Source organism: Serratia sp. LSHTC3 (assembly GCF_057197125.1).
This window is the reverse complement of the sequence record NZ_JBXUNP010000001.1, coordinates 172636-184232: the sequence shown is the minus strand read 5'-3', so window position 1 is coordinate 184232 and position 11597 is coordinate 172636. Positions and strand designations below refer to the sequence as shown.

Below are 11597 nucleotides of genomic sequence, written 5' to 3'. Positions count from 1 at the left end.
ATGCTGATGAAACACGCCGCCACCGTACGCTGGCAACTCTGGATAGTGGCATTCGGCTTCTTTATGCAGACGCTGGATACCACTATCGTCAACACCGCCCTGCCCTCGATGGCCGCCAGCCTGGGGGAGAACCCGCTGCGCATGCAGTCGGTGATCGTCTCCTATGTGCTGACGGTGGCGGTGACGCTGCCGGCCAGCGGCTGGCTGGCGGACAAGGTCGGCGTACAGCGGGTGTTTTTCAGCGCCATCGTGCTGTTTACCCTCGGCTCCCTCCTCTGCGCCCGCTCGGCAACCCTGAACGAGCTGATCGCCTCGCGCGTGCTTCAGGGCGTCGGCGGCGCGATGATGGTGCCGGTCGGGCGCCTGACGGTGATGAAGATCGTGCCGCGCGAGCAGTACATGGCGGCGATGACTTTCGTGACGCTGCCAGGCCAGATCGGCCCGCTGATGGGGCCGGCGCTCGGCGGTTTCCTGGTGCAATACGCCAGCTGGCACTGGATTTTCCTGATCAATATTCCGGTGGGCATCGTGGGCGCCATCGCCACGCTGCTGCTGATGCCCAACTACCAAATGCAGACCCGCCGCTTCGATCTCAGCGGCTTTATCCTGCTGGCGATCGGCATGGCGTCGCTGACGCTGGCGCTCGACGGCCATAAAGGCATGGGGCTGTCCGGCGGCGCCATCGCCGGTCTGGTGGCGCTGGGCGCAGCGGCGCTGTTGGGGTATGTTTGGCATGCCTACGGCAATAGCCGCGCCCTGTTCTCGCTGCGGCTGCTGCGCACCCCGACCTACAAAATCGGGCTGCTGGCCAGCCTGCTGGGGCGCATCGGCAGCGGCATGCTGCCGTTCATGACGCCGCTGTTCCTGCAGGTGGGCATGGGTTTCACGCCGTTCCACGCCGGGCTGATGATGATCCCGATGATCATCGGCAGCATGGGCATGAAGCGCATCGTGGTGCAGGTAGTCAACCGCTTCGGCTACCGCAACGAGCTGGTGGCCGCCACGCTGCTGCTGGCGCTGGTCAGCCTGAGCTTCCTGCTGGCGGCGATGCTCGGCTGGCTGTGGCTGCTGCCGGTGGTGCTGTTCTTCCAGGGGATGATCAACTCACTGCGCTTCTCGGCGATGAACACCCTGACGCTGAAAGATCTGCCGGACCGGCTGGCCAGCAGCGGCAACAGCCTGCTGTCGATGGTCATGCAGCTGTCGATGAGCCTCGGCGTCAGCGTCGCCGGCATCTTGATCGGCAGCTTCGCCCATCACCAGGTGGTGGCCGACAGCCCGGCCATCCACAGCGCATTTATCTACGGCTACTGCTGTATGGCGTTGATTATCGCCCTGCCCGCGCTGGCCTTCGCGCGCGTGCCGGCCGATAGCGCGCCCAACCGCACGCTGACCAAAGAGCCGGGTACCGGCTCAACGAGGTTGCAATGAGGATAGGCATTACCGGAAAACTGTTCCTGGCCATTTTCGCTACCTGCATGCTGGTGTTGATCACCATGCATTGGGGGGTGCGCGTCAGCTTTGAGCGCGGCTTTATCGATTACATCAAGAGCAGCAACGAGCAGCGCATCAACATGCTGAGCGAAGCGCTGGAGGAACAGTACAGCCATCATGGCAACTGGATATTCCTGCGCAACAACGATCAGGTGGTCTACCAGATCATGCGTTCGTTCGAGCAGAATAGCGACAGCAGCCACAATCTGCCGCCCAAGGGGTGGCGCACCCAGTTTTGGGTGGTGGACAGCCAGTTCAATCGCTTGGTCGGGCATTCGGGCCCCTTGCCGAAGGAGGGGCCGCGCCACCCGATCCGCTACAACAACGAGATCGTCGGCTGGGTGCTCACCACCCCGGTCGAGCGCCTGACGCGCAATACCGACATCAACTTCGATCGCCAGCAGCGGCGCACCAGCTGGATTATCGTCGCGCTCTCCACCCTGTTGGCGGCGGCGGTGACCTGGCTGCTGTCGCGCGGCATGCTGGCCCCGGTCAAGCGCCTGGTGGCGGGCACCCACCGCCTGGCGGCGGGCGATTTCACCACCCGCGTGGCGGTCAGCAGCCAGGATGAACTGGGCAGGCTGGCGCACGACTTCAACCAGTTGGCCACCTCGCTGGAAAAAAACGAGCAGATGCGCCGCGCCTTTATGGCCGATGTATCACATGAGCTGCGCACGCCGCTGGCAGTGCTGCGCGGCGAGCTGGAGGCGCTGCAGGACGGCGTGCGCCAGCCGACGCCGGCGTCGCTCAGTTCGCTGCAGGCCGAGGTATCCACCCTGACCAAACTGGTCGACGACCTGCACCAGCTGTCGCTCTCCGATCTCGGCGCGCTGGCCTACCGCAAGGCGTCGGTGGACTGCGTGCACCTGGTGCAGATCGCCGTCGCCGCCTTTCGCGAACGCTTCCGCGCCAAAGGGCTGGATATCGTCACCCATCTGCCGGCCCAGGCGCCGCTGTTCGGCGATCCCGATCGCCTGAACCAACTGTTCAATAACCTGCTGGAAAACAGCCTGCGTTACACCGACGCCGGCGGCCGGTTGGAGATCGGCGTCGAACTGCAGCCGGGGCGGCTGCTTCTTTACTGGCAGGACAGCGCGCCGGGCATCAGCGATCAGCAACTGACGCGCATTTTCGAACGTTTCTACCGGGCGGAAGGTTCACGCAACCGCGCCAGCGGCGGTTCCGGGCTGGGGTTGGCGATCTGCCACAACATCGTGGAAGCGCACGACGGGAAAATCCGCGCCGAGCATTCGCCTTTAGGCGGCGTGCGCATTACAGTAGAATTTGCTACCCCGATAAAAAATAAGGCGCCCTGATGGACATTCAGAATCAACCCGTGCAGATCATGATTGTTGAAGATGAGCCCAAGCTGGGCCAGCTGCTGGTGGATTATCTCCAGGCGGCGGGCTACGCCACCCGCTGGCTGACCAACGGCAATGAGGTGGTGCCGACCGTGCACCAGCATCCGCCGGCGCTGATCTTGCTCGACCTGATGTTGCCGGGGGCCGACGGCCTGACGGTGTGCCGCGAGCTGCGCCGCTTCAGCGACGTGCCCATCGTGATGGTGACGGCGAAAATTGAAGAGATTGACCGCCTGTTGGGGCTGGAGATCGGCGCCGACGATTACATCTGCAAACCCTACAGCCCGCGCGAAGTGGTGGCGCGGGTGAAAACCATCCTGCGCCGCAGCTATCGGCCACAGGAGAACGCGCGGGAAGATGATCTGCTGCACATCGATGAACCGCGCTTCCAGGCCAGCTATCAGGGGCAGTTGCTGGATCTGACGCCGGCGGAGTTCCGCCTGCTGAAAACGCTGGCCAGCCAGCCGGGCAACGTGTTTTCACGCGAGCAGTTGCTGAACAACCTGTACGACGACTACCGGGTGGTCACCGACCGCACCATCGACAGCCACATCAAAAACCTGCGCCGCAAGCTGGAACTGATCGATGGGGAAAAATCCTTTATCCGCTCGGTATACGGCGTGGGCTACCGCTGGGAAGCCGAGCCTTGCCGGCTGATGAATGGGGTTTAGGGGGAAATCAGCGCGTCCAGTCTTCAACCGCCAACCCGGGCACCATGGCGAATGCGCGATCGTTGGTCACCAGCGTCGCGCCACGGCTCTGCGCGTGAGCGGCGATCAGTTGATCCATCGCGCCCATGACTTTGCCCTTTCTCTCCATGTTTGCCCGCATTTCACCGTAGCAGCGGGCGGCCTCGCTATCCCATGCATAGACCGTCACCGCAGCAAGAAAGGCCTCGACCATGCTTTGCAACGCCTTGTTCCGCCGTTTAGCCACACCGTAACGCAGTTCCGCCTCCGTGACGCTGGAAATACATACGGCAGAAGGCGGGAGCTTTTCCATGACGTTAAGCACCTGCGGATGCTGCCGAAACAAGTGGCTGACGGTGTTGGTATCAAACATGTACATCGCCTACTCTTCCTCTGAGAAGGGATCGCGGTCGGCAACCCCTTGCTGACGATCTTCCGCGCCAAGAAACTCTTGCGGCACCGGCGTTTGGGCGATAATGCTCAGCAGCGGTGCCCAGCTGTCCGGCTTTGCCGGATATTTGGATAAAATCACGTTGCCCTCCCGATCGCGACGGATATAGACACGATCCGTATCAAATTCAAATTCCACCGGTAACCTCACCGCCTGATTTCTGCCGTTTTTAAACAGCTTTGCGATCCTTTCCATCTCGACACCTCCACAGCAGGCATAGGCCAAAGCATATGCCTGTAGCGTGTCGATGCCAAGATGTATCGCTCATTTTTCATCCACATTGACGAAACGGCCAAACAGTAACGCACAATCTCACGGGGTGACACCCTGTTCCCCTCGTTATGCGGCGCACTGCGCAATCACGCCTTCTCCCTTAGCTTCCCGTGCGGCGCTGTGCCTCTCGGGCGAAAACTCCGCGCCGGCGCAAAAAAACTGCGCATTTTTTCAACTAAGCTGCTGTGAGGTTTAGCCGCCGATTTTCAAGCGATTGGCTACACTTACATCACGAATCGGAACCTACAGGAGAAGAACCATGGCAATCGGTCATTACGAGCTGAAAAAAGCAAAGAACGGACAGTACCACTTCAACCTGAAAGCCAGTAACGGCGAGATCATTCTGGCCAGCGAGATGTATGCCAGTAAAGCCTCGGCGGAGAACGGCATCGCCTCGGTGCAGACCAATTCACCGCACGAAGCGCAGTACGAACTGAAGCACAGCGCCAGCAATCAGCCCTACTTTGTGCTGAAGGCCAAGAACCATCAGGTGATCGGTGTCAGCGAAATGTACAGCTCCGAAAGCGCGGCCAAAAACGGTATCCAGTCGGTGATAAAAAACGGCCCGACCACCGATATCCGCGATTTGAGCGCCTGATCCCCCGTTTCACCCGCGCGGTGGCGGCCACCGCGCGTTTTCCGTTTGACCGGGATCAATCTCCCTTGAATAAATCCGGTTAACTGCTGATTTCTTGCCGCGCTGCGGCTACAATCCCCCGCTTTTACTGCGCCATCAGGTGGCGTGGTGCTGACCTGAAATCAGACCGAGACACACTATGTTTACACCAGAACTTCTCTCCCCGGCCGGCACGCTGAAAAATATGCGTTACGCCTTCGCCTACGGCGCCGATGCGGTTTACGCCGGCCAGCCGCGCTACAGCCTGCGGGTGCGCAACAACGAGTTCAACCACGAGAATCTGGCGCAGGGTATCAACGAAGCGCATGCGCTGGGCAAAAAGTTCTACGTGGTGGTGAACATCGCCCCGCACAACGCCAAGTTGAAAACCTTCCTGCGCGATCTGAAGCCAGTTATCGATATGGGCCCGGATGCGCTGATCATGTCCGATCCCGGCCTTATCATGATGGTGCGCGAAGCCTTCCCGCAGATGGACATCCACCTGTCGGTGCAGGCCAACGCCGTTAACTGGGCGACGGTGAAGTTCTGGAAGCAAATGGGCCTGACCCGCGTGATCCTGTCGCGCGAACTGTCGCTGGAAGAGATCGCCGAGATCCGCGCCGAAGTGCCGGACATGGAGCTGGAGATCTTCGTCCACGGCGCGCTGTGCATGGCCTACTCCGGCCGCTGCCTGCTGTCCGGCTACATCAACAAGCGCGATCCCAATCAGGGCACCTGCACCAATGCCTGCCGCTGGCAGTACAAAGCGGAGGAAGGCAAAGAGGACGACACCGGCAATATCGTGCACCTGCACGAGCCGATCCCGGTGCAAACCGTCGAGCCGACGCTGGGCATCGGCGCGCCGACCGACAAGGTGTTCATGCTGTCTGAAGCGCAAAAGCCAGGCGAATATATGAGCGCCTTCGAGGACGAACACGGCACCTATATCATGAACTCCAAGGATCTGCGCGCCATCCAGCACGTGGAGCGTCTGACGCAGCTCGGCGTGCATTCGCTGAAGATCGAAGGGCGCACCAAGTCGTTCTACTACTGCGCCCGCACCGCACAGGTCTATCGCCGCGCCATCGACGACGCGGCCGCCGGCAAACCGTTCGATCCGACCCTGCTCACCACGCTGGAAGGCCTGGCGCACCGCGGCTATACCGAAGGCTTCCTGCGCCGCCACGTGCACGAAGCGCAGCAGAATTACGACTACGGCTCCTCGCTCTCCGAGCGCCAGCAGTTCGTCGGCGAATTCACCGGCGTGCGCCGTGATGGCTGGGCGGAAGTCGACGTGAAGAATAAGTTCGCGCTCGGCGACAGCGTCGAAATGATGACGCCGGGCGGCAACGTGGTGTTCACCCTCGAGAGCATGCAAAATAAGAAAGGCGAATCGATTGAGGTGGCGCCGGGCAACGGCCATATCGTTTATTTGCCGATCCCGCAGGATATCGATCTCAATTATGCGTTGCTGATCCGCAATTTGGCGGAAGAAAATAGCGCCGGGGCATAAAAATGAATCGCCGTCATTCGGTGGCGATTTTTAGCAAATATTAGAATTGGATCACATCAATGCGCGCGCAGCTTGGTTACTATCACGCTGCTTAAAACGAACAACGAAAATATTTGCATAGCAATACTAGGAACCACCTCCTTAGCCGGCCCAATCTCCCTTGGGCTGGCTTTTTCTTTATGGGTGCGCCTATTTTTTTCCACCATGCCTATTTCCATAACTTATTCCCGTTATCCGTTTTAATAATAATAATCACGCCGCTTCGATATATAAATAACGCTACAGCGATTAATCCTCGCTTCTTTAACACTTCGCTTATTTCTGCGTAAAATTCAGATAAATTCGCCTTGCTTCATATTCACTGAGCGCCGGGAAATAAGCGGAATTAGCTGAATATTCTGATGGCCTGGTGGCGGCAGCTGGTTTATCTTGAGGCATTCTTGGTTTTCCGCCGGAGGATATCGGCAATGCCTCAACACTCACATGCGTCCGCCCTGCTTATCATCAACGGCAAAGGCGCCGGTAACGAAGAGCTGCGTCAGGCGGTCAACCGGCTGCGCAAAGAACAGATAACGTTGCACGTGCGCGTCACCTGGGAGCACGGCGATGCCGCGCGCTATGTCGCGGAAGCCGCGCAGCTCGGCGTCGGCACCGTCGTCGCCGGCGGCGGTGACGGCACCATCAACGAAGTGGCCGCCGCGCTGGTGCAGCTGCCGGCGCACAACCGGCCGGCGCTGGGCATCCTGCCGCTCGGCACCGCCAACGACTTCGCCATGGCGTGCAATATCCCTCCGTCCCCCGAACTGGCGCTGCAGCTGGCGATCAAGGGCCGCTCGGTGCCTATCGATCTGGCGAAGGTCAACGGCGAGCGCTACTTCATCAACATGGCCACCGGCGGCTTCGGCACCCGTATCACCACTGAAACGCCGGAGAAGCTGAAAGCGGCGTTGGGCGGCGTGTCCTACTTCGTTCACGGCTTGCTGCGCATGGATACGCTGCAGGCCGACCGCTGTGAAATCCGCGGGCCGGACTTCCGCTGGGCCGGCGAAGCGCTGGTGATCGGCATCGGCAACGGTAAACAGGCCGGCGGCGGCCAGGAACTGTGCCCCAGCGCGCTGATCAACGACGGCCTGCTGCAGTTGCGCCTGCTGATCGCCGATGAACTGCTGCCGGCGCTGGTCGCCGCCCTGTTCAACGACGAAGAGAGCAACAGCATCCTCAGCGCGGCGCTGCCGTGGCTCGAGATCGACGCGCCGCATGAGATGACTTTCAACCTCGACGGCGAACCGCTCAAAGGCCGCCATTTCCGCATCGAAGTGTTGCCGCAGGCCATCGAATGCCGCCTGCCGCCTAACTGCGCCCTGCTGGGCTGACCTTGTCGGGCGCAGCCGCTGCGCCCCGCTTCTTCCCCTCTGTTCACCCGCTTCCGCGCACGATCAAATGTGATCCTCTCCGGCAAATTCATTAATTCATACTTGTATGGTAGTTAGTTCATGGCGTATTTTCGCGCTATCTCTCCGCAGCTACAGGATGTGAAGGTTATGAAAATCGTCAACGCCGAGGTGTTCGTCACCTGCCCGGGGCGCAACTTTGTCACGCTGAAAATCACCACCGATGACGGCATCATCGGCCTCGGTGACGCCACGCTGAACGGGCGCGAATTGCCGGTGGCCTCTTACCTGAAAGATCACCTCTGCCCGCAGTTGATCGGCCGCGACGCGCAGCGGATCGAGGACCTCTGGCAATTCTTCTACAAAGGCGCTTACTGGCGGCGCGGCCCGGTGACCATGTCCGCCATTTCCGCCGTCGACATGGCGCTGTGGGACATCAAGGCCAAGGCCGCCAACATGCCGCTGTATCAGCTGTTGGGCGGTGCCTCGCGCTCGGGAGTGATGGTGTATTGCCATACCACCGGCCACTCGATCGATGAGGTGCTCGACGACTACGCCAAACATAAAGAGCAAGGCTTCAAGGCGATCCGCGTTCAATGCGGCGTGCCGGGCATGAAAACCACCTACGGCATGGCCAAGGGCAAAGGCCAGGCCTATGAGCCGGCCACCAAGGGCGACTGGCCGGAGGAGCAGCTGTGGTCGACGGAAAAATACCTCGACTTCACCCCCAAACTGTTCGACGCGGTGCGCAACAAGTTCGGCTTCAACGAACACCTGCTGCACGACATGCACCACCGCCTGACGCCAATTGAAGCGGCGCGGTTCGGTAAAAGCGCCGAACCGTATCGCCTGTTCTGGATGGAAGATCCGACGCCGGCGGAAAATCAGGCCTGTTTCCGCCTGATCCGCCAGCATACCGTCACGCCGATCGCTGTCGGCGAGGTGTTCAACAGCATCTGGGACTGCAAACAGCTGATCGAAGAACAGCTGATCGACTACATCCGCACCACCCTGACGCACGCGGGCGGCATTACCGGCATGCGGCGCATCGCCGACTTCGCCTCGCTGTATCAGGTGCGCACCGGTTCACACGGCCCTTCCGATCTGTCGCCGATCTGCATGGCGGCGGCGCTGCACTTCGATCTGTGGGTGCCGAACTTCGGCGTGCAGGAATACATGGGCTATTCCGAGCAAATGCTCGAGGTGTTCCCGCACAGCTGGACGTTCGACGACGGCTATATGCATCCGGGCGACAAGCCGGGCATCGGCATCGAGTTCGATGAGAAGCTGGCGGCCCGTTACCCCTATGAACCGGCCTACCTGCCGGTCGCGCGTCTGGAGGATGGCACCTTATGGAACTGGTAAACACCATGCGCAGCGTCGTGATCGAACAGCCCGGGCGCCTGGCGCTGCAGACGCGCGCGCTGCCGCAGCCGGCGGCCGGCGAGGTGCGGGTCAAGGTGAAATTCGCCGGCATCTGCGGCTCCGACGTCCATATCTATCACGGCCATAACCCGTTCGCCCGCTATCCGCGTGTGATCGGCCACGAGTTCTTCGGCCTGATCGATGCGCTGGGCGAAGGCGTCGATCCGGCGCGCCTCGGCGAACGCGTCTCGGTAGACCCGGTGGTGAGCTGCGGCCACTGCTATCCCTGTTCGGTCGGCCGCCCCAACGTCTGCACCTCGCTGCAGGTGATCGGCGTGCACCGCGACGGCGGCTTCAGCGACTATGCCTGCGTGCCGGCGCGCAACGCCTATCCGGTTCCGCCGGCCATCAGCGATCGCCACGCCGCGATGATCGAACCCTTCAGCATCGCCGCCAACATTACCGCCCATCTGCAACCGCGCCCCGACGACATCGCGCTGATCTACGGCGCCGGGCCGATGGGGCTCACGGTGATCCAGACGCTGAAAGGGGTGTACGGCGTCAGGCAGGTGTGGGTCGTCGATCGCATCGCCGAGCGGCTGGAGATGGCGCGCGCCAACGGCGCCGACCAAACATTCAACAACGCCGAGGCCGCATTGCCGCAGGCGCTGCAGCAGCGCGGCGTTCAGCCGACGCTGATCGTCGATGCCGCCTGCCACCCCGCCATTTTACCGGAGGCGATCGCGCTGGCTTCGCCGGCGGCGCGCATCGGCATCATGGGCTTTTCCGGCGACGCCTGCACCCTGACCCAGCAGAGCATCACCAGCAAGGAGCTGTCGATCTTCTCCTCGCGCCTGAACAGCGCGCGCTTTCCGCAGGTGATCGCCTGGATGGCGGACGGCAAGCTAGACCCGCAGCGGCTGCTCACCCACTGCGTGCCCGCCGACGACGTCGAACGGGCGATGCAGATGTTCGAGCGGGATCAGCGCACCTGCTGCAAGGTGCTGCTGCAGTTTGAGTAACGCCAAGGCGGCATCGGGGCATGGGCGGCGCCCGCCGCCCATGCAAACAACGAAGCATCACGATTAAAACGACACCCAGTGGAGCGCTTTATGTTTAAAAACCTGCGTTGGACCATCGTGTTCCTGCTGTTCATGGTCTACATGATCAACTACCTCGACCGCGTGGCGCTGTCGATCACCGTGCCGATGATCGAACAGGATCTGATGCTGAACGCCGAACAGTTCGGTCTGATCTTCGGCAGCTTCTTCTTCGGCTACGCCATTTTCAACTTCGTCGGCGGGCTGGCGGTCGACCGCTTCGGCCCGACATTGGTGCTGGGCGTGGCGGTCGGCCTGTGGTCCATCTTCTGCGGCATGACGGCGATCGCCACCGGTTTTTACTCAATGCTGATCCTGCGCGTCCTGTTCGGCATGGCCGAAGGGCCGATCTGCGCCTCGGCCAACAAGATGATCAACGGCTGGTTCCCGAAGAAACAGGCGGCGACCGCCGTGGGCCTGCTCAGCGCCGGTTCGCCGTTGGGCGGCGCGGTGGCCGGGCCGATCGTCGGCTATCTGGCGCTGGCGTTCGGCTGGCGGCCGGCGTTTATGATTATCTGCGCCATCGGCATCGTCTGGATGCTGGTGTGGTTCTTCGTGGTGGCGGATAACCCGGCGAAAAGCCAACGCGTCAGCAACGAAGAACGGGCGCTGATCGCACGGTTGAAACAGGAAAATCTCGGCGAGGAAAGCGCCTTGAGCGACGCCCCGCACGGGCTGGGCTACTACCTGAAGCAGCCGATCATTCTGGTCACCGCCTTCGCCTTCTTCTGCTACAACTACATCCTGTTCTTCTTCCTGAGCTGGTTCCCCTCGTATCTGGTGCAGGCACACAACCTGAACATCAAAGAGATGAGCCTGACCACGATGATCCCGTGGATCGTCGGCTTCGTCGGGCTGGCGCTCGGCGGCTATATTTCCGACAAGATCTTCAACATCACCGGCAAATTGCTGCTGTCGCGCAAGATCGTGTTGGTCACCAGCCTGCTGGCGGCGGCGGTGTGCGTGGCGTTGGCGGGCACCGTCAGCAGCGTGGTGCCGGCGGTGATGCTGATGTCGGTGTCGATCTTCTTCCTCTACATTACCGGCGCTCTCTACTGGGCGATCATCCAGGACGTGGTGCATAAATCCCGGGTCGGCGGCGCCAGCGGGTTCATTCATTTGATCGGCAGCGTCTCCGGCATCATCGGGCCGATCGCCACCGGCTACATCGTGCAGAACACCGGCAAATTCGACAGCGCCTTTATGCTGGCGGGCGGCGTCGCCGCGCTGGGCGCGCTGCTGGTGCTGCTGGTGATCAAGGCGCCGCGCGCAACGGCGGGCGTGCAAATCTTAAAACCCTAACGCCAGACGGGGCGGCTTCGCCCCTTTGCTTACCTCTCCAGG

11 protein-coding genes are annotated in these 11597 nt (G+C 61.2%); 9 read left to right on the top strand and 2 right to left on the bottom strand.

Annotated elements, in window-relative coordinates; all coding sequences use genetic code 11:
• From mdtD to baeR, 3 genes are read left to right on the top strand one after another with little or no spacing between them, the layout of a single operon-like run.
• Positions 1-1431: a multidrug transporter subunit MdtD gene (gene mdtD, locus AC2CGI_RS00915; protein WP_076741107.1), complete on the top strand. Its 1431-nt coding sequence runs from the start codon at positions 1-3 to the stop codon at positions 1429-1431.
• On the top strand, positions 1428-2810 hold the full coding sequence (baeS, locus tag AC2CGI_RS00910; protein ID WP_021504432.1) for an envelope stress sensor histidine kinase BaeS: 1383 nt from the start codon (positions 1428-1430) through the stop codon (positions 2808-2810). The genes mdtD and baeS overlap by 4 nt, the downstream gene beginning before the upstream one ends.
• Entirely contained in the window at positions 2810-3526 is a 717-nt protein-coding gene (gene baeR / locus AC2CGI_RS00905) for an envelope stress response regulator BaeR (RefSeq protein ID WP_004941568.1), read from the top strand. The genes baeS and baeR overlap by 1 nt, the downstream gene beginning before the upstream one ends.
• 7 nt (positions 3527-3533) lie before the next feature.
• On the opposite strand, the gene AC2CGI_RS00900 is transcribed toward baeR, so the two are convergent.
• Together AC2CGI_RS00900 and AC2CGI_RS00895 are read right to left on the bottom strand one after the other, a co-directional pair.
• Positions 3534-3923 (bottom strand): type II toxin-antitoxin system VapC family toxin, encoded by a 390-nt coding sequence (locus AC2CGI_RS00900; protein ID WP_004941566.1) that lies wholly within the window; start codon positions 3921-3923, stop codon positions 3534-3536.
• A 3-nt stretch (positions 3924-3926) separates the two neighbouring features.
• Positions 3927-4190 carry an antitoxin gene (locus AC2CGI_RS00895; protein ID WP_004941563.1) on the bottom strand — a complete coding sequence of 88 codons (264 nt, stop codon included), beginning with the start codon at positions 4188-4190 and terminating at the stop codon, positions 3927-3929.
• A 337-nt stretch (positions 4191-4527) separates the two neighbouring features.
• On the opposite strand from AC2CGI_RS00895, the gene AC2CGI_RS00890 reads away from it, so the two are divergent.
• From AC2CGI_RS00890 to AC2CGI_RS00865, 6 genes are all read left to right on the top strand, one after another.
• Complete coding sequence (locus AC2CGI_RS00890; protein ID WP_004941561.1) at positions 4528-4866, top strand: YegP family protein; 339 nt, start codon at positions 4528-4530, stop codon at positions 4864-4866.
• A 178-nt stretch (positions 4867-5044) separates the two neighbouring features.
• Complete coding sequence (trhP, locus tag AC2CGI_RS00885) at positions 5045-6397, top strand: prephenate-dependent tRNA uridine(34) hydroxylase TrhP (RefSeq protein WP_004941558.1); 1353 nt, start codon at positions 5045-5047, stop codon at positions 6395-6397.
• A gap of 467 nt (positions 6398-6864) precedes the next feature.
• Entirely contained in the window at positions 6865-7770 is a 906-nt protein-coding gene (gene yegS / locus AC2CGI_RS00880) for a lipid kinase YegS (protein WP_015378742.1), read from the top strand.
• Positions 7771-7938: 168 nt separating this feature from the next.
• A complete protein-coding gene (gene manD, locus AC2CGI_RS00875; RefSeq protein WP_015378743.1) occupies positions 7939-9153 on the top strand; it encodes a D-mannonate dehydratase ManD in 1215 nt (404 codons plus the stop codon).
• 5 nt (positions 9154-9158) lie between these two features.
• Entirely contained in the window at positions 9159-10175 is a 1017-nt protein-coding gene (locus AC2CGI_RS00870) for a Zn-dependent oxidoreductase (RefSeq protein ID WP_161800768.1), read from the top strand.
• A 90-nt stretch (positions 10176-10265) separates the two neighbouring features.
• The gene (locus AC2CGI_RS00865) at positions 10266-11555 is read left to right on the top strand and encodes an MFS transporter (protein WP_015378745.1); all 1290 of its coding nucleotides are present in this window, start codon (positions 10266-10268) and stop codon (positions 11553-11555) included.
• Positions 11556-11597: the final 42 nt, after the last annotated feature.

Excerpts from the sequence above, each read along its gene's own strand:
- mdtD (WP_076741107.1), top strand. The coding sequence starts at position 1 with ATGCTGATGAAACACGCCGCCACCGTACGCTGGCAACTCTGGATAGTG.
- baeS (WP_021504432.1), top strand. The coding sequence starts at position 1,428 with ATGAGGATAGGCATTACCGGAAAACTGTTCCTGGCCATTTTCGCTACC.
- manD (WP_015378743.1), top strand. The coding sequence starts at position 7,939 with ATGAAAATCGTCAACGCCGAGGTGTTCGTCACCTGCCCGGGGCGCAAC.
- AC2CGI_RS00865 (WP_015378745.1), top strand. The coding sequence starts at position 10,266 with ATGTTTAAAAACCTGCGTTGGACCATCGTGTTCCTGCTGTTCATGGTC.
- yegS (WP_015378742.1), top strand. The coding sequence starts at position 6,865 with ATGCCTCAACACTCACATGCGTCCGCCCTGCTTATCATCAACGGCAAA.
- AC2CGI_RS00895 (WP_004941563.1), bottom strand. The coding sequence starts at position 4,190 with ATGGAAAGGATCGCAAAGCTGTTTAAAAACGGCAGAAATCAGGCGGTG.
- AC2CGI_RS00900 (WP_004941566.1), bottom strand. The coding sequence starts at position 3,923 with ATGTACATGTTTGATACCAACACCGTCAGCCACTTGTTTCGGCAGCAT.
- trhP (WP_004941558.1), top strand. The coding sequence starts at position 5,045 with ATGTTTACACCAGAACTTCTCTCCCCGGCCGGCACGCTGAAAAATATG.
- AC2CGI_RS00890 (WP_004941561.1), top strand. The coding sequence starts at position 4,528 with ATGGCAATCGGTCATTACGAGCTGAAAAAAGCAAAGAACGGACAGTAC.
- AC2CGI_RS00870 (WP_161800768.1), top strand. The coding sequence starts at position 9,159 with ATGCGCAGCGTCGTGATCGAACAGCCCGGGCGCCTGGCGCTGCAGACG.
- baeR (WP_004941568.1), top strand. The coding sequence starts at position 2,810 with ATGGACATTCAGAATCAACCCGTGCAGATCATGATTGTTGAAGATGAG.